Origin of the sequence: Sphingobium sp. SYK-6, assembly GCF_000283515.1 — a bacterium.
GTDB classification, from domain to species: domain Bacteria; phylum Pseudomonadota; class Alphaproteobacteria; order Sphingomonadales; family Sphingomonadaceae; genus Sphingobium; species Sphingobium lignivorans.
Genome location: NC_015976.1, coordinates 3,439,293 through 3,460,703 on the forward strand (window position 1 = coordinate 3,439,293; position 21,411 = coordinate 3,460,703).

Below are 21,411 nucleotides of genomic sequence, written 5' to 3' on the forward strand. Positions count from 1 at the left end.
GAGGGGCTGCCTCCGGACCTAGAAATCGACCCTGACGCCCACATAGAAGCGGCGGCCCAGCACATCATAGGTGCCCGCCGGGTCGGGCTCGCCCACCGCGGCGGTGGTGCCCGGGATGGCGCCGATGATGTTGGGATCGCGGTCGAACAGATTGTCGATGCCGCCCCGGATCTGGAACATGTCGTTCAGCCGGAACTGCGCCGAGAGATCGAAGATGTCGTAAGCGCTGGTGCGGGTCTGCGTGGCCGTGCTGTTGGTCACCCGCGCGGCATGGCGTGCCCGGGGGAAGTGGCGCCAGTTCATGCTCACCGTGCCGAGGCCGAAGTCATAGCCCAGCGTCGTGTTGAGCTTCCAGCGGAACTGCGCGCCATAAGGCGGCACGAAGATGGTCGAGCCGATCGAGTTGGCATAGTCGAAGACCGGTCCGCCCGGATTGTTCTGCACCTTGTAGTTGATGAGGTAATTGTAGACGATGTTGGCGAACACCGCGCCGGTCTCGCCGATACCCGGCGCCGGCAGGCTCCAGTCGAACTGCACGTCGATGCCGGAGGTCTGGATCAGGCCCAGATTCTCGAAGCTCGCCGTCGTCGCGATCCACTGGCCATTGGTCGTGTTGCGCGAGATGCGCTGGCAATATTCGTTGTTGGGATCGTAGTTCGGGTTGTTGCCCAGGCTGTTGAAGCATTCCTGATAGACCAGCTGGGTGGAAGCCGGTGCGATCGCCCCGTCGATGGTGATGTGGTAGTAATCGACGGAGAGGCGGAGCGCCCGAAGAGCCTCGGCGTCGAAGGGTGAATTGACCACGGCGCCCAGTGTCCAGGTCTTGGCCTTCTCGTTGTCGAGATTGGCATTGCCGCGCTGCAGGTCGCGGCCGAGCGCGAAGTAGCTCGGCACGTTGCCCACGAAATTGTCGCCGATCGGAACGCCGCCCGAGAGCGCCGAACAGAGCGCCTGCACTTTCGCGCGATCCGGGTTGGACGCCACGTTGCCGTACGTGGCGCGCGTGAACATCGAGCAGGGGTCATGATCGGGCCAGGGCACGGTCTGGAAGACCGGCGGCTGATAGAGTTCGGCCACGTTGGGCGCGCGGTTCGCCTGCTGGTAGCCGCCGCGCAGCTTCAGCCAGGGATTGACGTCCCAGTCCAGCGTGGTCTTCCAGGTGAAGACGCCGCCGGTCGTGCTGTAGTCCGAATAGCGCGCGCCGGCATTGAGCGTGAGCGAGCGCACGAAGGGCAGGTCGCGCAGGATCGGCACCAGCACCTCGCCGTAGATCTCCTTGACGTTCACGTCGCCCTTGGTCGGCGAGGTATCGAACAGGCCGATGGTGAGCGAGGTCGTGTTGGTCGTGGAGAAAGCCGGGTCCGGCCGATATTCGAAGTCGTTCTTGCGATAGGCCGCACCGAGGGCGAAGCGCAGGTCGCCGGCCGGAATCTCGGCAAGCGAGCCCTGCAGGTTCAGTTCCACCTGATCCTGCGCGAGGATCGTCTCGGTATTGATCGGCGCACTGATGATGTCGATGCAGTCCTGGCTCACCGGCGTGTTCACGAAGGGATTGAGGCCGCTGGTGCAATGCGCCAGCATGCCGGTCCGCCCGTTGTTATAGTCCGCCCCGGCGCCGTAGTTCGGCCGGTTGATGAGTTCCTGATAGCGCGCGAGGTCAGCGAAACCCCGGTAATTGGTGTTCTGCGAGGTGCGGCCGTGCGACATGAAGATGTCGTAGGTCCAGTCGCGCACGCCCAGGTCGCCACGCGCGCCGAACAGCACTTCATAAGTATAGGTGGTGGTCGAGATCTGCCGCGGCCCGAGATAGTCCATCTGCTTGTACAGCGTCCAGGGCGCGTTCGGGTTGGCGCGCGAATTGAGGATGGTCGCCAGTTCCGTGGGCACCGGATGCGCCGCATCATAGGGGATCGTCACTGACCACTGGTTGAAGGCAGGCGAGTAGCCGATGACTTCGGTCGTGGTGTCGTTCTGGTCGAAGCTCGCCTGCGTGTAGAAGGTCAGATTGTCGCTGACTTCGTAATGCGCCGCGGCGAACAGCGAGTAGCGCTCCAGCGGGCTCGACAGGAAGCCGGTGTAGCTGTTGGGCGAGAGCAGGCCGTTGTTGAGGAACTTGTTGTCCGGATACAGCGATCCGGTGAAGCCGGGTGCCCGGGTGCCGGAGCGCACGCCCGGGGAGACGGTGAACAGGGTCGCGCCGGCCGTGGTCGGTGCGGTGTTGAAGTAAAGCTGCGCCGTGTTGGGCACGTCGCCCGGGACGAAGCCCTTGGCGCCGAACACCGTGTCATAGGCGGCCTGCGTGCCGTTGGTGGGCAGATAGCCGCCGAAGTTCGGCCAGGCGTTGCGGCCGGGCGTGTTCGGGTCCGTGAACGCCGCTTCGAAGAAGGGCCGGTCGCGCAGATAGACCTGTGTGCGCTTCTGGTAAGTGAGGCCGATCATGGCATTGCCGCGATCGTCCGCGAAGTTCGAGCCGAGCAGCGTGGAGACCTTGTACTGCTCGCCGTCGCCCCGGAAGGTCTGGCCGGCCTGCCCGTCGATCTGGACGCCCTGGAAATTGCGCTTGAGGATGAAGTTGACGACGCCGGCCACGGCGTCCGCGCCATAAGTGGCGCCCGCGCCGCCCGTGATGATCTCCACATTGTCCACCGCGGCGGCGGGGATCGTGTTGAGGTCGACCACGAGGCTGGCATTGGCGGGCTGCGTGCGGCGGCCGTTCACCAGCACGAGCGTGCGGTTGCTGCCGAGGCCGCGCAGGTTGACCGTCGCGATGCCGGGGCTGCTGGTCGGGGTCGACTGGATGTCCGTCGCGCTGGTGATCTGGTTGGCGCCGGTGCCGAACTGCGGCAGCTTGTTGAGGCTCTGGTCGAAGCTCACTTCGCTGGAGCGATTGAGCGCGTCGGCGGACAGCGTCACGATCGGCGTGTCGGAGGAATAGTCGCGGCGCGCGATGCGCGATCCGGTGATGACGATGGCCTGGTCTTCCGGCGCGGCGGCGGCCTGCGGCGTCACCGTGTCCTGGGCGAGTGCGCCGGCCGGAGCAAGCGCAAGCAGGTAAAGCGCACTACCGACGAAGAGCGGCGCGCGGACAGAGTTCGAGCGATAACGATGTTGCATGGTCCTCCCCTCCTATGTGCTGTGAGGTCGTTGCCCCAGCGTCGTCCGGATCTTTCCGGTGCGATGCGCGCCAGAATACCTAGCAATATAGCTATTGCAACATGATTTATTCGTGAGGAAGGTTTTCAGGCCTGAACGATTGAATCCGGAACCTGCCGGAAACTGGCGGGGCAGCTCTGCTCAGCCGGTCTCCCGCAGTCGCAATTCTCCCCCGGTCCGCCTGTCCTGCGGCGCCGGATTCGGCTCGTCGCGATGATCGTTTCTGCCACGATTCCGGTCTTTCGGAGACACGGATGATCCGGCGGACGGGGCGCTTTATCCCGCGCCGCGCATCTTCAGGGCGCGCTCGCGCAGGCGGGCAAGGCCGGCCTCATGGATCGCGGGCACGCCGCACAGCAGGCCCGGCACGCGCGGGTCCGGCTTGTTGAAGCGGATCGGGTCGCCGAGCGCGTCGGTGACGATGGCGCCTGCTTCCTGCGCGATCAGCGTGGCGGCGGCGATGTCCCACTCCCCGCTCAGGCGCAGGCCCGCGACGAGATCGGCTTCGTTGCCCGCGACCATCGCCATGCGCAGCGCGATGCCGTTGGGCTTGGGCACCATCCGGTAATCCATGTCGACCCCGCGCATCGTGTCGAGCGGCACGCGCGCGCCCGCCAGCGTGGCCTGCGCGCCCACGGCGAGCCGTGCGCCATTGCGAAAGGCGCCTGCCCCCCGCGCGGCCCACCAGCGCTCCTGCCGGGCAGGCGCGGCCAGCACGCCCAGCTGCACGTCGCCCGCTTCCACCAGCGCGATCGAGATCGCCCATCCGGTGCGCCCGCGCACGAAATCGCGCGTGCCGTCGATCGGATCGACGACCCAGGCCAGCGGCGCATCGCTGCGTCCCGGCGTCTCTGCGCTTTCCTCGGAGAGCCAAGCCGCTTGCGGCAGCAGCGCGCCGAGCCGCGCGCGCAGCAGCGCATCGATGGCAAGGTCGGCTTCGCACACCGGCTCGCCGTGCACTTTCTCCCAGGCCTTGCGACTGGGCTCGCCCGGTGCCCAGTCCAGCATCGCGCGCGCCGCCGCTTCGTCGGCGATCGCCAGAAGATCGGGCAGCAGGCGATTATTCGCCGGCAATGGTCATCCCGTCGATGCGCAGGGTGGGCACGTTGATGGCATAGCGGAAGCTGAGGTCGTTTGCCGCCACGAGGCGCGCGAACATGTCCCGCAGATTGCCGGCGATGGTCACTTCCGCGACGGCATGGCCCACCGAGCCATTCTCGATCAGGAAGCCCGAGGCGCCGCGGCTGTAGTCGCCGGTCACCGGATTGACGCCATGGCCGATCAGCTCCGTGACGTAGAGCCCGCGCGAGACGTCCGCCATCAGCTCATGCGCCGAGGCCGTCCCGCCTTCGAGATGGACATTGCTCAGGCCCACGCCCGGCGCGCCGCCGCCGCGTGTCGCGTGGCCGGTGGGCGCGAGGCCGAGCTGCCGGGCCGAGGCGCTGTCCAGCAGCCAGTCGGTCAGGATGCCGCCGTCCACGATCCGCTTCATCGCCGTCGGCAGCCCTTCCCCGTCGAACGGGCGCGAGCGCAGGCCGCGCTGGAGATGCGGATTGTCGATGAGGTTCAGCGTCGCGGGCAGCACCGGCTCGCCGCGCCGGTCGAGCAGGAAGCTCGCCTTGCGCGTCACGGCCGGGCCGGAGATCGCGCCGATCAGATGGCCGATCAGGCTGTTGCCCACGCGCGGATCGAAGATGACCGGCATGGTGCCACTGGCAACGCGCTTCGGGTTGAGCCGCCCCACCGCCCGGCTGCCCGCGCGCGTGCCGATGGCGTCCGCCGCCTCCAGGTCGCGCAGCTTGCGGGCGGTGTGGCTGGCATGGTCGCGCTGCATTCCCGCGCCTTCGCCGGCCAGCACGCTGGCCCAGAGCGAGTGGCTCGTCCCGGCATAGGCCCCGGCGAACCCATGGCTGGTGACGAGCGCGACCTGCGCGCGGCCGAAGCCGGCGCCGCCCCCTTCCGAATTGGTGACGCCGAGCACCGCACGCGCGGCATCTTCCACCGCCAGCGCGCGTTCGCGCAGCGCGGCGGGGCCAGGAATTTCATGATCCTCGATGTCGAGCGAGGGCAGTTTCTTGCGCATCAGCCGGTCTTCCGGCGCGAGCCCGGCATAAGCGTCTTCCGGCGCTTCCCGGGCCATGGCGATGACGCGCTCGACGAGCGTGTCCAGCGTGCGCGGCGCGAGATCGGAGGAGGAGACGCTGGCCGAGCGATGGCCGACGAACACGCGCAGGCCGATATGCTCGGATTCGGAATTCTCCACATCCTCCAGCTGCCCGAGGCGGACCGTCACGCCCGAGGACGCGTCGCAGCCATAGACCGCGTCGGCGGCGTCCGCGCCGGCGCGGCGCGCGGCGGCGACGAGCGACTGGGCGCGATCAAGGGCTTCGTTGAGGCTGAGCATGGAGAGGGTCGTCCGGAATTCTGGAAAGGAGGCTGCGCTTTAGACATGCTATATAGGGGACGCAATGCGGCTCCGCCAGCGAGCCCCCCGCCAGCGTCCCTCAGGCCATGCCGTTCAAACCCCGATGCAGTGCTTCACTCGCCCAGCCAGTGCCGCAGCATGTGGTGCGCCACCGCGACCGGCGTGGGTGGCTGGAAGCGCGCGTCCGGCGCCTCGGCGAGCGCGGCGCGCACCTCGTCCCGGCTCACCCACATGGCCTCGGACACTTCCTCCAGATCGAGCGTCAGCGCGCAGTCGAGCGCCTGCGCCGTGCAGGCGATCATGAGCTGGGACGGGAAAGGCCAGGGCTGGCTGAACAGATAGTCCACGCGCCCGGTGCGGATGCCCGTCTCTTCCCACAGCTCGCGGCGCACCGCTTCCTCGATCGTCTCGCCCGGTTCCACGAAGCCCGCCAGCGCGGAGAAGCGCCCGGGCGGGAAGCGCGCGCCCCGCGCGATCAGCACCTTGTCCTCATATTCGGCGAGCATGATGACCACCGGATCGGTGCGGGGGAAATGCTCCGCGCCGCAGGTGCCGCACTGGCGCGACCAGCCGGCCTTCACCGGATGGGTGGGCGATCCGCAGCAGGCGCAGAACTGGTGGCGGTCATGCCAGTCGACGAGGCTGCGCGCGCCGGCATAGAGCGCCGCCTGATCGGGGCGAAGGTGGGGAACGATCTGCCAGACCTTCGGGGGAAAGACCGGCGGCTCGTGCGGCTTCTTCTCCACATGGAGCGCGATGAACAGCGGCACCCCGTCTTCCTGCAGGCCAAGCAGCGCATGGTCGGCAAGACGCGCGCCGGGCGGAACCGGGACTGTGGCGAGCATGCCCTCATCGTCCGGCAGCGGATCGAGCCCATCGAGCCGCACGACGCGCGCGCGCGTGTCGGCCCAGGCAACAGAGAGCCGTTCGGGATGGACGCGCAGCTGGTCGGCACGGTCGAGCGTGCTTCCGGTGAAGGTGATTCCCCGTGCCTCGGGCGCGATGGTCCGGTTCGTCATCCTGGCTCTCTCCCTGTCCCTATCGACCTTCATCCTCGCGCACCGCCTGCGCGACGCGGGCGAACAGCGTCGGCAGCCCGGCTTCGCCGATCCTCCCGAGCGGCCACCATTGGCCATCGCCCAGTGCCTTGGCAAGCGCGGCGGACGAAGGCGTCACGGAGAGAAACAGGCGCGCGACGCTCAGCTCCAGCGCGAAATGGGTGAAGACATGGCGCACCCGCCCTTCGATCAGCCGCCACTCGCCGGGCCATGGAGGCGGCACGGTCTGCTCGTGATCTTCGCGCCACTCGCTGGTGGGAAAGCCCAGCATGCCGCCGAGCAGGCCCCGCGCGGGGCGGCGCTGCAACCACACCGCGCCCTCCGCCTCGATCCACCAGGCCGTGCCCCTGCGCTCGGGCCGGGCCTTTTTCGGCGCCTTGACCGGGAAGCGCTCCGGGTCGCCCGCCGCGCGCGCGGCGCACATCTCCGCCAGCGGGCAGGCGAGACAGGCGGGCCTGCGCGGCGTGCAGATCGTCGCGCCGAGGTCCATCATTGCCTGGGCGAAATCGCCTGCGTCTGCCTCCGGCGTGATCCGGTCAGCAAGCAGGCGCAGCTCGGCCTTCGCGCCCGGCAGCGGCGTCTCCACCGCGAACAGGCGGCTCACCACGCGCTCGACATTGCCGTCCACCACCACGGCCCGGCGTCCGAAGGCGATGGCGGCGATGGCGGCAGCGGTATAGGCGCCCACGCCCGGCAGCGCCCGCAGCCCCGCCTCGTCATCCGGGAAGCGCCCGCCCGGCAAGGCCGCGACATGGCGCGCACAGGCCAGCAGATTGCGCGCCCGCGCATAATAGCCAAGGCCCGCCCACGCAGCCATCAGGTCGCCATCCTCGGCGGCCGCCAGCGCCGCGACGTCCGGCCACCGCACCAGGAAGCGCTCATAATAGGGAATGACGGCCGCCACCGTCGTCTGCTGGAGCATGATCTCGGACAGCCAGACCCGGTAGGGATCGGGCGGCGGCTCCCCCGGCGGGCTGCGCCAGGGCAGCAGGCGGGCATGGCAGCGATAATGCGCGAGCAGAGCGGCCGCCACATCGCGCTGCGCCATCAATAATCCGTCGACGGGCATGGCCCGGCTATGGCATGGACCCGGGGATGACGGAAACCCCCGAGAAGAAGACGCCGCGTGCACGCAAGGCAAAGGCCGGCAACAGCGCCGCAACGGCCGAGCGTCCGCGTGTCGGCGCGCCGCGCGCCATCGCGGATCTCATGCCGGACATCGGCCGCGCGGCGTTCCGCAAGTTCGGCTTCATCCAGTCGAGCATCGTCACGCGCTGGGCGGAGATCGTCGGGCAGCGTTATGCGGAACTGACCAGCCCCGAATCGATTCGCTTCCCGACCGGCCGACGTTCCGGCGGCACATTGCAGCTCGTGGTCGCCAGCGGCCATGCGCCCATGGTGCAGCATGTCGTGCCGGAGATCATCGAGCGGGTGAACCGCTTCTTCGGCTATGACGCCGTGTCCCGCGTGGCGATGCGCCAGGGTCAGGTCGTCCCCAGCGAGCCCGTGCGCCGCCCGCCGCCCGCCATGCTGCGCCCCATCCCGCAGGAGCTGGGCGAGGGCCTGCGCGAAGTGAGCGATCCGGAACTGCGCTCCGTCCTCGAATCCATGGCGCGCGGTCTTGCCAATGCGCCCCGGCCGCCGCGAATCAGCTAGTTTGATGCGCGGGGCCGCCGCCTGTTTCCCACCAGCCTGCTTCGGGAGGTTTTGACGAGATGCTGCGCCGTTTCCTCTCCTGCCTTGTCCTGCCCTTCATGCTCGCGGCGCCGGCCGCCGCGCCGGCCCAGCAGCGGGCGGCGGCCACGGACTGGACCAGCACCGTCACCATCGGCCCCAATGGCGCCTTCATCCTGGGCAATCCCAAGGCGCCCAACCGGCTCGTCGAATATCTGAGCTACACTTGCTCGCACTGCGCGCATTTCCAGGCGGAAGGCGCGCCGCAGCTCAAGGCGCAGTGGATCCGGCGCGGCCTGCTCAGCCTCGAATTCCGCAATTATGTGCGCGATCCCTTTGACCTTGCCGCCGCGATGCTGGCGCGCTGCGGCGGCGCCGCGCGGTTCGCAGGCAATCACGAAACGCTTTTCGCCGGCTTCGACGACTGGATGAAGCGGGCGCAGGCTTATGCGGAGACGCAAAAGGACGCCGCGCCCGCCGAGGACCGGGTCGCCCAGATCACCGAGATCGCGGACAAGACCGGCCTGATCGCCCGCCTCGCTCCGCGCGGCCTCACGCCCGCCGCCCAGCGCCAGTGCCTTGCGGACAAGCAGGCGCTGAGCCAGGTCCTCGCCCTCACCGCAAGCGCATGGGATTCAAAGGAATTCACCGGCACGCCCTTCTTCATTCTCAATGGCAGGCCGCTGGCGGACGTGCATGACTGGGCCGGGCTGCGGCCCCTGCTGCCGGCATTGCCCCGCTCCGGCAACTGAGCTAGACCCGCCGCATTTCCCGTCTCTACCTTCATTATGAGGCCCATCATGAAACGCCTTGTCGCTCTCCCCGCCACTCTGGCCCTGATCGCACTTGCCGGCTGCGGCCAGCAGGATAGCGGCGCGAACGCAAGCGCGCCCGGCGGCAATGTCGCCGCCAAGGCCGCACCGGCGGGTTCGAGCTGGGCGCAGCAGGTCGTCGCGACGCCCGAGGGCGGCTTCCGCATGGGCAATCCCGATGCGCCGATCAAGCTCATCGAGTTCGGCTCCTACACCTGCCCGCACTGTGCCGACTTCACCGAGCAATCGCACGAGCCGCTGGAGCGCGATTATGTGAACAGCGGCAAGGTGAGCTTCGAATATCGCAACTTCGTGCGCGATCCGCTGGATATCGCGGTGGCGCTGCTCGCGCGCTGCAGCGGGCCGGAAGCCTTCTTCCCGCTCAATGTCCAGTTCTTCGGCTATCAGGAAGGCATGATCCGCCAGCTCCAGTCGCAAGGCGAAGGCGCCTATCAGGCCGCCCTCACCTCGCCGCCCGAGCAGCGCTTCATCAAGGTCGCCGAGCTGGGCGGCCTGATCGAGTTCGCCAAGCAGCGGGGCATCCCCGAGGAGAAGGCCCGCCAGTGCCTGGCCGACGTCAAGACCGCCGAGGCGCTGGCATCGGGCGTCCAGCGGGATTCGGAAAAATATCAGATCACCGGCACGCCCACGCTCATCCTGAACGAGAAGCGGCTGGAGAATGCCGCGACCTGGCAGGGTCTCGAGGAGCAGCTCAAGGGCGCGGGCGCCTGATTGGACGCGGCCGGCGCACAGGGCGGCGCGATCGACCCGGCGCCGGAAACGGCCGGCGGCCCCGGCCGGGCGATGGAGCTGCGCCGTCTTAAGCTGACCGGCTTCAAGAGCTTCGTCGAGCCCACCGAACTGCGGATCGAGATCGGGCTGACCGGCATCGTCGGCCCCAATGGCTGCGGCAAGTCCAATCTGCTCGAAGCCATTCGCTGGGTGATGGGCGAATCCAGCCCCAAGTCCATGCGCGGCGGCGGCATGGACGACGTGATCTTCGCGGGCACGGCCACGCGTCCGGCGCGCGATTTCGCCGAGGTGAGCCTGCTCGCCGTTCAGCCCCCCGGCATCGTGCTGCCATCCATCGATCTCGGGCCGGAAGGCGAGCTGGAAGTCGTGCGCCGCATCGAGCGGGGCGCCGGCAGCGCCTATCGCGCCAATGGCCGCGACGTGCGCGCGAAGGACGTCTCGCTCATCTTCGCCGACGCCGCCACTGGCCCGCACAGCCCGGCGCTGGTCAGCCAGGGCAAGATCGCCGCCGTCATCGCTGCCCGGCCCGCCGAGCGCCGCGCGATGCTGGAGGAAGCGGCCGGCATCGCAGGCCTGCATGTCCGCCGCAAGGATGCCGAGCAGAAGCTGCGCGCCAGTGCCGCCAATCTCGCCCGGCTCGATGACATCCTCGCCGAGATGGACGGGCGCGCCGCCAGCCTGCGCCGCCAGGCCCGCGCGGCGGAGCGCTACACGGAGCTCAGCGAGAAGATCCAGCTGGCCGAGGGCCGCGCCCTGTTCGCGCGCTATCGGGAAGCCGCACAGGCCGCCGATCAGGCCGCCCGGGACGCCGAGACTGCCGAGGCGCTGGTGCGCACCGCGCAGGACGCGCAGGCCGCCATCGCCGGTGAGGCCCAGCAAGCCATCGATGCGCTCGCGCAGGCCCGCGCCACCGCCAACAGCGCGCGCGAGGCTGCGGCGGAAGCCCGCTTCCGGCTCGAACGCCTGTCCTCGGAGCGGGACGAGTTCGTCCGCCGCATCGCTGATCTCGAAGGGCAGCTTGCCCGCATGGCGCAGGATCAGGAGCGCGAAGGCGCGCTTGCCATCGATGCCGCCGGGGCGATCGAGCGGCTGCAGGCGGAAGAGACGACGCTTGCCCAGCGCCTGAAGGAAGCGCGCGGGTCCCTCCCCGCTTTCGCCGCGCGCCTCGCCGAGGCCGAGCGCGCCAGCCGGGACAGCGAGGTTTCGCTCGCGCAGGCAATGGCACGGCTCGCCGGCGAGCAGGCCGAGCGCCGCGTCGCGGAGGCCCGCCTCGCCACCGCCCGCCAGAAGCTGGCGCGCGCACAAGGCGAGGTCGAGCGCATCGCCACCGCGCTTGCCCAGCTGCCCGATCCGGCCCCGCTGGCAGAGCGGCAGGGCGCGGCCGAGCAGGCCCGCACGCAGGCCCTCGCGGACCGTGCCGCTGCCGAGCAGCTCATGGCCGCCGCCGCCCTCGCCCGCGAGACGCAGACAGAGGCCGTCGCCACCCAGCAGCGCGTGCTGGCGGCGGCGAAGGCCACGGCAGCCGCGCTCGACAGCGAGGCGCGGGCGCTGGAGAAGGGGCTTGAAGGCGCGGGCAAGGGCGATCGCGCGATCGACAGCATCGGCGTCGATCCCGGCTATGAGCGCGCGCTGGCCGCCGCGCTCGGGGACGATCTCCAGGCCGCCCTCGGGGAGAATGGCCGCGCCCGCTGGTCCGGCGCCGCGATCACCACGGACGATCCGCCGCTGCCGGCCGATTGCGAGCCCCTCGCCGCGCATGTGCGCGCGCCCGACGCGCTGGCCCGGCGGCTGGCGCAGATCGCCGTCGCGCCCGAGGATGGCGGGCAGCCACTTCATGTCGGCCAGCGCCTCGTCACGCTGGACGGGCGCCTGCGCCGCTGGGATGGCTTCGTCGCGCAGGAAGGCGGCGCGGCCGCTGCCGAACGCCTCATTCGCATCAATCGGCTGGAGGCCATCGCGCGGGAGCGGCCCGGCATCGTGGCGGCGGTGGACGCGGCCGGTCAGGCGCTGGCTGCGGCGGAAGAGGCGCTGCGCGAGGCCAATGCGCAGGAGCGCGCCGCCCGCGCCGCCGCATCGGCCGCCGAGGATGCCGCGCGCGGCGCCGAACGCACGCTGGCCGAGGTCGCGACCATGCTGGAGCGTGTGGCGGGCCGCCGCGCCGATCTGGACCGTCGCGCCGCCGAAGCCGCTGCCGATCACGCCGCGGCGGAGCAGGAAATGACCGGCGCCCGCGCCGCCCTGGATGCCTTGCCGCAGGGCGAGGAAACCGCTGCCGAGGTCGCGCTGTTCAAGACCGCTGCCGAGCGGTGTCGCGCCGCCATCGGGCAAGTGCAGGCCGAGCAGACCATGGTCGAGCGGGCGATCGGCACGGACGAGGAGCGTCACAAGGCGATCCGCGCGGAAGTCTCCGGCTGGCGCGCGCGGGCGGGTGACGCGGCGCGGCGCATCGCCGACATGAAGGCGCGCGCCGAGACGCTGGGCAATGATCTTGCGGCGATACGCGGCCGGCCCGAAGCCCTGTCCGCCGAACTCGACGCGCTTGCCCTGAGCGCGCGCGAAGGCGCCGAGCGCGCGGAAGAGGCCCGCCTCGCCGAGGCCGCCGCGCAGGATGCGCTCAGCGCGGCGGAAAAGCGCCTCGCCGCCGCCAATGAGGCGCTGTCGGCCGCGCGCGAGGCCCGCGCCGGGGCGCTGGCCCGCGCCGAGCATGCCGTCGCGCGCCGCAAGGATATCGGCCAGGCCTGCGGGGAGCGCTTCGCCTGCCCGCCGCCGGTGCTACCGGGCAAGCTCGGCTTCGCCAGCGAGGAGGTGGGCCATGCCGCCGACGAGCAGGCCCGGCATGACAGGCTGGTGCTCGATCGCGAGCGCCTTGGCCCGGTCAATCTCGTGGCGGCCGCCGAGCTGGCCGAGCTTGAGGAGACGCAGGCGAAAAGCCGCGCCGAGAGCGAGGAACTCACCACCGCGATCAATCAGCTGCGCGGCTCCATCGGCCATCTGAACCGCGAGGGCCGCCAGCGCCTGCTCGCCGCGTTCGAAGCGGTCAATGGCCATTTCCAGCGCCTGTTCACCACCCTGTTCGAAGGCGGCAGCGCGCATCTCGAACTCATCGAGAGCGACGATCCGCTGGAGGCCGGGCTGGAGATCATGGCCCAGCCCCCGGGCAAGCGCCTCACCACGCTGACGCTGCTGTCCGGCGGCGAGCAGGCGCTCACCGCCGTGGCGCTCATCTTCGGGCTGTTCCTCACCAATCCCGCGCCGATCTGCGTGCTGGACGAAGTCGACGCGCCGCTCGACGATGCCAATATCGAGCGCTTCTGTGGCCTGCTCGACCAGATGGTGCGCGACACCGCGACCCGCTATCTCATCGTCACGCACAATGCCGTGACGATGAGCCGCATGCATCGCCTGTTCGGCGTCACCATGGTGGAGCACGGCGTGAGCCGGCTCGTCTCCGTGGATCTGCAGGCGGCCGAGGAGCTTCTGGCCGCGGAGTGACCGCTCTGCCGTGGAGAACCTGGTCCATAGCTCCCTCCGCTGTGACGATGACAAATTTACACCATCACATGCTGGGACCAAATATCTAACCCATCTCCAGCAGAACATGTTCGTTAATAGCTTCGCTTATGCGACGACCGCCTGAATGGGACGCTGATCTCATCGCTGGCCCACGATCGGCTGGCGCCGAGAAACTGGTGCGACGATTGCAACCATAAACGCCCAGGTAGCGCGATAGGAGGGGTAACGCCCGCAAATGCTGCCAAGTCGCTTGCATAACACCGCTCGGATCGGCACATGGCAACCTGGACCGCCAGTTATATGCTTCGCTGTCCTGCCTTTACAACCCAAACAGCAGAGTCCTTCGATGCAAGTTTACTGGATCGCTTCCTACCCCCGATCGGGCAACACGTTTCTCCGCATTGTTTTACATCGCTTGTTTTTCGATGCTCGCTCAAACCTGCTGGATGATCGTCTTCCCGAATATGACCCAGGAAACTCTATCGAATTTATCGCAAAGGCGGAACGGATTTCGGAATCGACAGGCGTCGTTTGGGGAAAGACACACGCGCCGGCCCCTCTCGAAAGCCCCTCGGTAAAAACCCGCGGAGCATGCTATATTTACCGTCACCCGCTCGACGTCTTTTTGTCAGGACTAAATTATATTTACCTTCAGGCAGATAATTCTCGCTTTCGAGAATACTTCATTGAGGGAATTCCAAAGTCCGTTAAGCAAATCGCGCACGATGGCGAGCTAGGACATTACTTCGATCTTTTTTTAAGAGAAGATGGCCTTCAGCCGTTCGAGGCATTTTCAGGAAAGTTATCCGAAAATTTGCAGAGCTGGGCGGAACGGCATTGGTCGGATCCGCAGCGCATTCTCATCGTCAATTATGGTCGACTTGTTTCCGACACCGAGGAAGTTATCAAACAATTGCTACAGTCCGCCGAAATTGACCGACCAGATGCAGAGATCGTCAAAGCCGTTGAGTTCGCCAGAGCCGTGACCAAGCCGGACGGTGCATTCTATTGGCGCGGCGAAGGCGGTACATTCCGGAAATATCTTACGGCTGAGCAAATTGACATGTATTTTAATCGGTATGAAACGACCTGGCGACGTTTTGGGATCGAATATCAACGGTGAAAACGATTCAGGTTGTTGAATATCTTGGGCGGTGGGGACAAATTCAAGGCAGAGCCATGTGCTTCGGTGAAGGCAGGCCTGTCCGTTGGAAAGCGAGCATAAGGCGGGAAGCATCCTCTTCTTCAGGGCGATAGCGCAGCTTGTCCCTGCGCGATGGCGAAATCGGGGCTGTCCTATTAGATCGGATCGAAGCATGAAATGTTTGAGCGCGGACGCCTTGGCTCTTTCTCTCCGCGAATACAGTAACATGCCGGCGAGCGCGCCGGGGCAATTTTTTCGCTGATAATGTGCCTTTCGTGTGACCTTTGGCATCGAGGCCGGCCGGTTTGACAGACGACCTGCAAGGAACCACCGCTCGAATCTGTCCACGCCGCCAAAACATTGGCAGGAAGGGTGCCTGTTCAACGGAAGAAATGAATGTCGATCAGCCCTAAGGGGGCTACATCTCGAACGTCAGCTTGACGGATGGCGCGCTGCGCCCGGCTTCGCCGTGATACACCGCTTCGATGTTGTTGCCGTCGGGATCGAGCAGGAAAGCGCCATAATAACCGGGATGATATCTTGCCCGCACCCCGGGCGCGCCATTGTCCCTGCCGCCCGCTTCGAGACCAGCCGCGTAGAAGGCGTCCACCATCGCGCGGTCGGCCGCCTGGAAAGCGAGATGATGGCGACCGGTCAGGACACCGGCAGCCTCCGGACCGTCGGGCCCGGAGACGAACAGCTCGTCCGCCCAGAAATCATGCGGAGAATTGCTCTCCACCGGAATGTTCAGCACCTTGAGGATCGCCTCATAGAAACGCCGGCTCGCTGCCAGATCGGCAACCACCAGTTGCAGATGATCGATCAGTCGCCCGCGATGCAGTTCCATCGGACCTCCTCCTTCGTCCCCTCGCAACGCAACGGTCGCTCTTCGGCTTCGCCGCAAAAATGCCGGATGCCCGATCGGATCGCAAGGCGGTCATGCCCGGCGCAGCACAGGGAAGATCCGAATAGGAAGGCGGGCGAAGGCTATCCGGCCTTCGCTGCACTTTACCGCCGGGCGGTCTACGGGCCCGGCGGCAGTTGTCTCAACGTCTCAGTTCGGCGCCTTGCTGATGTCCACCTTTTCCACCCATTCGGGATAGAAGGTCGGCTCGCGCGTGGACCAGCCGGCGGCGGTCGCGGCGGCTTCGCTGATCGACTGGAGCAGCGCGCGGCGGCGCTCGGGGTGGAGATGCGGCAGGCTGGCGGCGGCGCAGAAGGCGCCCGGCAGCCACGGCCGCGAATGTGCGCCGATCAGCCGCTCGTAGAGGAAGCGATAGGCAGAAAAGCTGTTGAGCCGGTTCTGCCCGAGATCGAAGGCTGAGACAGTGACCAGCGGCGCCATGAACGGCTCGACCTGATCGAGGCCGCTGTCGTCCGGCACCCGTGCCTTGATTTCCTGGAGCCTGTCATAGAGGCGGGTCTGTGCGCGAATGCTGGCTTCCTCCACCACGTCGCGTCCCCAGGTCTGCATGGGTTCGCCGCGATGCAGGGCCACGTCGAGCGAGCGGCGGATATAGCGCTGGGTCGCGGCGGGGAAGGACGCGAATTCGCGCAATTCCGCCAGGGCGATGGCTCCGTCCGTCGGCTTAGCGTGCTGACCCATAGCTGCCTCCATCAATCGTGTCGTAACGTGATGATGAGCCCGAAATGGTTACTGGGACCTTAAGCATCCGTTACGCAACATTCATGCAACATATGGGATCAGATTCCCTTGTGCGCCGCAACAGAAAAATGCGAAACATCGCACCGGGGCGGCACAAATTCTCGCCTTGAGTGGCAGAAAAAGGACAAATTCCGGGAGAAAACGACGCGTCGGGCCCTTCGCTCCACGAATGCCGCATCGCGAAAGAAAAACAGCGCCTCATCGCCAGTCCGCGACCGAACCCGCGCCCCGGTCACAGGCCGGGTGCGGAAAGTCTAGCCGCTCGCCGCGCAGGTTCAAGCCCCGCCGCCTCGGTTCGTCGCATCGCAGCTACGCCACGACTCATCGATCCGGCGAAGTCCCGGTTCAACCCGGGGATGGGCCGCCTTCAGATCGCCTTTGCCGGCTCGATCCGGGGCGCGCTCCTGAACAGTTCGCCGAAAGGATCGTCCTCGCCCTCGGGAGCGGGCGCCTCGCGCACGGTCGCGCGGCGCATGTCGCGCCGCTCGTTCCAGTCGAACTGGCCGCCCTTGTGGAACACGGCGAGATTGTCCCAGATCACCATGTCGCCAGGCGCATAGTCGACGCTGATGACATATTTGTCCTGGGTCACGAAGTCGTTGAGATAATCGATGAGCTCGCGGCTCTCTTCCCAGCTCCAGCCGACCACGCGATAGCAATGCGCGCCGGCGTAGATCATCTTGCGGCCCGAGCCTTTGTGCGGGGAAACGAGCTTGTGCACCGGCCGGTGGCGCTCCTCGATCTGCGCGCGCGTGATGTCCGCGCCGCCCTGCTTGCGCGACCACCAGAGGCTGTGCTCGCATTCGAGCGTCTCGATGCGGTCCTTCACATCCTGGGGCAGGTCGTCATAGGCCGAGCGCGCGTCGGCAAACCAGGTCGGCCCGCCGGTCGAGGGCACCTCGACCGCGCGCAGCATCGAATAGGATGTGCGCAGGTCCATGAAGGACGAATCGGTGTGCCAGATCTGGTCGCCCTTGCGATAGGTCGTGGCAGCCGGGTCCCAGTTGATCTCGCCCTTCGCGTTGAGATTGCCGGCATTGAACAGATAGAGGCGCGGCCTGTCCTCGCGGGGCGGCAGGCTTTCGAGATGGCCGAAGTTGCGCGCGAAGGCGATCTGCCCGTCATCGTCGAGCCCGGTATCGCGATAGACGGTGACGCCCCATTGGTCCTGCAGGGCAATGAGCTGCTGCACCGTCTGCGGGTCCAGCGGCTTGCTGATGTCCACGCCGGAAATCTCTGCGCCGAAGCGGGGGGTTATGGGTGTAGCGGTAACAGCCATGACAACTCTCCTATCACGATAGGTATCTGTCGTGAATTGCGCTAGTTGTCAAGTTCCACTCTGGAAACGCGCTTGTCCCAGCCGGAAACCGGCCATCCCCGACAAGGACCGGGCACCCGTTACGGCGCCCGCCCCTCATGCGGGGCGATGGTCCGGACGATCAGGGCTGGCGCGGTCCGCACTGGCTGTAGTCGCCCGCCTTGCAGGCCGCGACCGCCGCTTCCCAGCGCGCCTGGTCCTCGGCGGCCTTGGCCTTGATGGCGGCAACCTGCGCATCATGCTCGCGCAGCGCCCGCTTGTAGGCGACGTCCCGTGCCGCCTGCTCCTCGGCCACGGCCGCCTTGCGCGCCTGATAGTCCGCGACCAGATCGGCGGCGAGCTTCGCCTGCTCGGCATTGAGCGCGCGGCGTTCCTCCTGGATTTCCGGCGGGTCCTGCGCCAGCGCGCCGCTTGCCATGCTCAGCAAGGCTGCCGTAAGAAAAGCGCCCCGCATCAAGCTGCCATGTCGCATGTCTGTCTCCTTGCTATCCATGTTCGCTGCCGTCCCGCCCGCGCGCCTTCCGGCGAACGCCGCAGGGCAGAGGCTGCCCCTGAAATAGAGCCCGCCACCTTGACCTGCCATGACCAGGATCAAGACGGCGCGCCTCCCCTTGGCGCGAGACCATGCGACGACCCGTCGCCACCTGCCCTTGTTATTGCCCCCCTGCACTTCCTATCTTGCCCTCTGGATTCCCCGGAAGAACGAAGATAGAACAGCGGACATGAGTCTCACGACAATTTCCGTGCGCGGCGCGCGCGAGCACAATCTCAAGGGCGTGGACGTCGATCTGCCGCGCGATGCCCTCATCGTCATCACGGGCCTGTCGGGTTCGGGCAAGTCCAGCCTTGCCTTCGACACCATCTATGCCGAGGGCCAGCGGCGCTATGTCGAGTCGCTCTCGGCTTATGCGCGCCAGTTCCTGGAGATGATGCAGAAGCCGGATGTCGAGCATATCGACGGTCTCTCGCCGGCCATCAGCATCGAGCAGAAGACGACGAGCCGCAATCCGCGCTCCACGGTCGCCACCGTCACCGAGATCTACGATTATATGCGCCTGCTCTGGGCGCGTGTCGGCATCCCTTATTCGCCCGCGACCGGCCTGCCGATCAGCGCGCAGACGGTGAGCCAGATGGTCGACCGCGTGCTGGCGCTGCCGGAAGGCACGCGGCTCTACCTGCTCGCCCCGGTCGTGCGCGGCCGCAAGGGCGAGTATCGCAAGGAGCTGGCGGAATGGCAGCGCGCCGGCTTCACGCGGGTGCGCATCGACGGGGAATTCTACCCGATCGAGGAAGCGCCCGCGCTCGACAAGAAGTACAAGCACGACATCGAAGTGGTGGTGGACCGCATCGCGGTGAAGCCGGACATCGCCCAGCGCCTCGCCGAGAGCTTCGAGACCGCGCTCAAGCTGGCGGATGGCCTCGCTTATGTCGATCTGGCCGATGGGACGCTCGACTCCCTCGCCCCTTCAGGGGAGAGGGCCGGGGAGAGGGGCAGCGCGTCCGAATTGCGCGAGATGCCGCAGAGCTTCAGCGCCGAGTCTTCCCCCCTCCCAACCCTCCCACCTGAGGGAGGGAGGGCTAACAAAGGCATGAAGAACGCCGGCATCCCGGCCAACCGCATCATCTTCTCGGAAAAATTTGCCTGTCCGGTCAGCGGTTTCACCATTCCCGAGATCGAGCCGCGCCTGTTCTCCTTCAACGCGCCGCAGGGTGCCTGCCCGGCCTGCGACGGCCTCGGCGAGAAGCTGGAATTCGACGAGCAGCTTGTCGTCCCCAATGAGGCGCTGAGCCTCAAGAAGGGCGCCATTGTTCCCTGGGCCAAGTCCAATCCGCCCTCGCCTTATTACATGCAGGTGCTGGCCTCGCTCGCGAAGGAGTTCGGCTTCAGCCTCGAGACGCCGTGGAACGAGCTGCCCGGTGAGGTCCGCCTCATCATCCTGCATGGCACGGGCGGCAAGCCGGTCACCCTCACCTTCCAGGACGGCCGCAAGTCCTATGACGTGCGCAAGCCGTTCGAAGGCGTGATCGGCAATCTCAATCGCCGCATGCTGCAGACGGAAAGCGCCTGGATGCGCGAGGAGCTGGGCAAGTTCCAGACCGCCCAGCCCTGCGAGACCTGCGGCGGCGCGCGCCTCAAGCCCGAGGCGCTGGCGGTCAAGGTCGCCGGCACGGATATCGCCACGCCCACCCGCATGTCGGTCGTGGACGCGCTGGCCTGGTTCGCCGCGCTTCCCGCCCAGCTTGGCGAGCAGCAGAATCAGATCGCCCGCGCCATCCTCAAGGAGATCGACGAGCGGCTCGGCTTCCTCAACAATGTCGGCCTCGATTATCTCAATCTGGATCGCACCAGCGGCACGCTCTCCGGTGGCGAAAGCCAGCGCATCCGCCTCGCCAGCCAGATCGGTTCGGGCCTCTCGGGCGTGCTGTACGTGCTGGACGAGCCCAGCATCGGCCTGCACCAGCGCGACAATGACATGCTGCTCGTGACCCTCAAGCGCCTGCGCGATCTCGGCAACACCGTCATCGTCGTGGAGCATGACGAGGATGCGATCCGCGCCGCCGACCATGTCGTGGACATGGGGCCGGGCGCGGGCGTGCATGGCGGCACCATCGTCGCGCAGGGCAGCCTTGCGGACGTGCTGGCGACGGAAGGCTCGCTCACGGCCGATTATCTCACTGGCGCGCGCGAGATCGCGGTGCCGGCGCGGCGCCGCAAGGGCAGCGGCAAGAAGCTTACCGTCAAGGGCGCGCGGGCGAACAATCTCAAGAGCGTGACCGCGAGCATCCCGCTCGGCACTTTCACTTGCATCACCGGCGTCTCCGGCTCGGGCAAATCGAGCTTCACCATCGACACGCTTTATGCCGCCAGCGCCCGCACGCTCAATGGCGCCCGCGTCATCGCCGGCGCGCATGACAAGATCGAGGGGCTGGAGCATCTCGACAAGGTGATCGACATCGATCAGTCGCCCATCGGCCGCACCCCGCGCTCCAACCCGGCGACCTATACCGGCGCCTTCACCAATATCCGCGACTGGTTCGCGGGCCTGCCCGAGGCACAGGCGCGCGGCTACAAGCCGGGGCGCTTCTCCTTCAACGTGAAGGGCGGCCGCTGCGAGGTCTGCCAGGGCGACGGCGTCATCAAGATCGAGATGCACTTCCTGCCGGACGTCTACGTCACGTGCGAGGAATGCCACGGCAAGCGCTACAATCGCGAGACGCTGGAAGTGAAGTTCAAGGGCCACAGCATCGCCGACGTGCTGGACATGACGGTGGAAGACGCGGTCGAGTTCTTCAAGGCCGTGCCGCCCATTCGCGACCGGATGGCCATGCTCGCCGAAGTGGGCCTGGGCTATGTGAAGGTCGGCCAGCAGGCGACGACGCTCTCGGGCGGCGAGGCCCAGCGCGTCAAGCTCGCCAAGGAGCTGAGCCGCCGCGCGACCGGCAACACGCTCTACATTCTGGACGAACCCACCACCGGCCTCCATTTCGAGGATGTCCGCAAGCTGCTCGAAGTGCTTCATGCGCTGGTCGAGCAAGGCAACAGCGTCGTCGTCATCGAGCATAATCTCGATGTCATCAAGACGGCGGACTATATCATCGACCTCGGGCCGGAAGGCGGCGTCAAGGGTGGCGAGATCGTCGCGACCGGTACGCCCGAGCAGGTGGTGAAGGAGAAGCGCAGCTACACCGGCCACTATCTCGCGCCGCTGCTGGCCAAGGGCAGCGCGAAGGTCGCAGCGGAGTAATTTTCCGCCCCGTCGGGGGAATGGCAAACGAGGCGCTGCGCGAGGCTGTGGGAGCGCAGGGCATTGGCGCGCCTTGCTCGCTCTCCTCCCACATTGCGACGGACGAGGATCACGGCTCCCACGGCAGGCGGGTTAGCCTCCCTTGCGGA

Annotated in this window: 15 protein-coding genes; 6 read left to right on the plus strand and 9 right to left on the minus strand. The window is 67.1% G+C overall.

From position 1 onward, the window contains the following. Positions 1-18: 18 nt before the first annotated feature. From SLG_RS15750 to mutY, 5 genes are all read right to left on the minus strand, one after another. Entirely contained in the window at positions 19-3,114 is a 3,096-nt protein-coding gene (locus SLG_RS15750) for a TonB-dependent receptor plug domain-containing protein (protein ID WP_014077495.1), read from the minus strand. A gap of 315 nt (positions 3,115-3,429) precedes the next feature. Further along, positions 3,430-4,227 carry an inositol monophosphatase family protein gene (locus tag SLG_RS15755; protein WP_014077496.1) on the minus strand — a complete coding sequence of 266 codons (798 nt, stop codon included), beginning with the start codon at positions 4,225-4,227 and terminating at the stop codon, positions 3,430-3,432. Beyond that, entirely contained in the window at positions 4,214-5,557 is a 1,344-nt protein-coding gene (locus SLG_RS15760) for a TldD/PmbA family protein (RefSeq protein WP_014077497.1), read from the minus strand. The genes SLG_RS15755 and SLG_RS15760 overlap by 14 nt, the downstream gene beginning before the upstream one ends. A 134-nt stretch (positions 5,558-5,691) precedes the next feature. Continuing rightward, complete coding sequence (gene nudC, locus SLG_RS15765) at positions 5,692-6,597, minus strand: NAD(+) diphosphatase (RefSeq protein ID WP_014077498.1); 906 nt, start codon at positions 6,595-6,597, stop codon at positions 5,692-5,694. 19 nt (positions 6,598-6,616) lie between these two features. Continuing rightward, positions 6,617-7,684, minus strand: a complete 1,068-nt coding sequence (gene mutY, locus SLG_RS15770) for an A/G-specific adenine glycosylase (RefSeq protein WP_014077499.1) — start codon at positions 7,682-7,684, stop codon at positions 6,617-6,619. Positions 7,685-7,731: 47 nt separating this feature from the next. Here mutY and SLG_RS15775 point away from each other — a divergent pair, with 47 nt between their 5' ends. The 5 genes from SLG_RS15775 to SLG_RS21065 all read left to right on the plus strand — a co-directional run bounded on the left by SLG_RS15775 (position 7,732) and on the right by SLG_RS21065 (position 14,511). Further along, the gene (locus SLG_RS15775) at positions 7,732-8,292 is read left to right on the plus strand and encodes a DUF721 domain-containing protein (RefSeq protein ID WP_041392119.1); all 561 of its coding nucleotides are present in this window, start codon (positions 7,732-7,734) and stop codon (positions 8,290-8,292) included. A gap of 59 nt (positions 8,293-8,351) precedes the next feature. Beyond that, on the plus strand, positions 8,352-9,062 hold the full coding sequence (locus SLG_RS15780; RefSeq protein ID WP_014077501.1) for a thioredoxin domain-containing protein: 711 nt from the start codon (positions 8,352-8,354) through the stop codon (positions 9,060-9,062). 48 nt (positions 9,063-9,110) lie between these two features. Then, positions 9,111-9,854, plus strand: a complete 744-nt coding sequence (locus tag SLG_RS15785; RefSeq protein ID WP_041392120.1) for a thioredoxin domain-containing protein — start codon at positions 9,111-9,113, stop codon at positions 9,852-9,854. Between the two features lie 72 nt (positions 9,855-9,926). After that, positions 9,927-13,367: a chromosome segregation protein SMC gene (gene smc / locus SLG_RS15790; RefSeq protein WP_014077503.1), complete on the plus strand. Its 3,441-nt coding sequence runs from the start codon at positions 9,927-9,929 to the stop codon at positions 13,365-13,367. A gap of 367 nt (positions 13,368-13,734) precedes the next feature. After that, positions 13,735-14,511 carry a sulfotransferase domain-containing protein gene (locus SLG_RS21065; RefSeq protein ID WP_158512733.1) on the plus strand — a complete coding sequence of 259 codons (777 nt, stop codon included), beginning with the start codon at positions 13,735-13,737 and terminating at the stop codon, positions 14,509-14,511. A gap of 439 nt (positions 14,512-14,950) precedes the next feature. Here the strand turns inward: SLG_RS21065 and SLG_RS15800 are convergent, their stop codons facing one another. The 4 genes from SLG_RS15800 to SLG_RS15815 all read right to left on the minus strand — a co-directional run bounded on the left by SLG_RS15800 (position 14,951) and on the right by SLG_RS15815 (position 17,988). Further along, positions 14,951-15,379, minus strand: coding sequence for a VOC family protein (locus SLG_RS15800; protein ID WP_014077505.1), 429 nt, complete (start codon positions 15,377-15,379; stop codon positions 14,951-14,953). 207 nt (positions 15,380-15,586) lie between these two features. Continuing rightward, positions 15,587-16,138: a hypothetical protein gene (locus tag SLG_RS15805; RefSeq protein ID WP_014077506.1), complete on the minus strand. Its 552-nt coding sequence runs from the start codon at positions 16,136-16,138 to the stop codon at positions 15,587-15,589. Positions 16,139-16,565: 427 nt separating this feature from the next. Next, positions 16,566-17,477, minus strand: coding sequence for a TauD/TfdA dioxygenase family protein (locus tag SLG_RS15810; RefSeq protein WP_014077507.1), 912 nt, complete (start codon positions 17,475-17,477; stop codon positions 16,566-16,568). 160 nt (positions 17,478-17,637) lie between these two features. Further along, positions 17,638-17,988: a hypothetical protein gene (locus tag SLG_RS15815; protein WP_041392122.1), complete on the minus strand. Its 351-nt coding sequence runs from the start codon at positions 17,986-17,988 to the stop codon at positions 17,638-17,640. A 250-nt stretch (positions 17,989-18,238) separates the two neighbouring features. Here SLG_RS15815 and uvrA point away from each other — a divergent pair, with 250 nt between their 5' ends. Further along, positions 18,239-21,262 carry an excinuclease ABC subunit UvrA gene (uvrA, locus tag SLG_RS15820; protein WP_014077509.1) on the plus strand — a complete coding sequence of 1,008 codons (3,024 nt, stop codon included), beginning with the start codon at positions 18,239-18,241 and terminating at the stop codon, positions 21,260-21,262. The last annotated feature ends 149 nt before the right edge of the window (positions 21,263-21,411 follow it).

Coding starts and splice junctions, on each gene's coding strand:
- SLG_RS15800 (WP_014077505.1), bottom strand. CDS start 15,379: ATGGAACTGCATCGCGGGCGACTGATCGATCATCTGCAACTGGTGGTT.
- SLG_RS15780 (WP_014077501.1), top strand. CDS start 8,352: ATGCTGCGCCGTTTCCTCTCCTGCCTTGTCCTGCCCTTCATGCTCGCG.
- SLG_RS15785 (WP_041392120.1), top strand. CDS start 9,111: ATGAAACGCCTTGTCGCTCTCCCCGCCACTCTGGCCCTGATCGCACTT.
- uvrA (WP_014077509.1), top strand. CDS start 18,239: ATGAGTCTCACGACAATTTCCGTGCGCGGCGCGCGCGAGCACAATCTC.
- nudC (WP_014077498.1), bottom strand. CDS start 6,597: ATGACGAACCGGACCATCGCGCCCGAGGCACGGGGAATCACCTTCACC.
- SLG_RS15775 (WP_041392119.1), top strand. CDS start 7,732: ATGACGGAAACCCCCGAGAAGAAGACGCCGCGTGCACGCAAGGCAAAG.
- SLG_RS15810 (WP_014077507.1), bottom strand. CDS start 17,477: ATGGCTGTTACCGCTACACCCATAACCCCCCGCTTCGGCGCAGAGATT.
- SLG_RS15815 (WP_041392122.1), bottom strand. CDS start 17,988: ATGCGACATGGCAGCTTGATGCGGGGCGCTTTTCTTACGGCAGCCTTG.
- mutY (WP_014077499.1), bottom strand. CDS start 7,684: ATGGCGCAGCGCGATGTGGCGGCCGCTCTGCTCGCGCATTATCGCTGC.
- SLG_RS15760 (WP_014077497.1), bottom strand. CDS start 5,557: ATGCTCAGCCTCAACGAAGCCCTTGATCGCGCCCAGTCGCTCGTCGCC.
- SLG_RS21065 (WP_158512733.1), top strand. CDS start 13,735: ATGCAAGTTTACTGGATCGCTTCCTACCCCCGATCGGGCAACACGTTT.
- SLG_RS15750 (WP_014077495.1), bottom strand. CDS start 3,114: ATGCAACATCGTTATCGCTCGAACTCTGTCCGCGCGCCGCTCTTCGTC.
- smc (WP_014077503.1), top strand. CDS start 9,927: ATGGAGCTGCGCCGTCTTAAGCTGACCGGCTTCAAGAGCTTCGTCGAG.
- SLG_RS15805 (WP_014077506.1), bottom strand. CDS start 16,138: ATGGGTCAGCACGCTAAGCCGACGGACGGAGCCATCGCCCTGGCGGAA.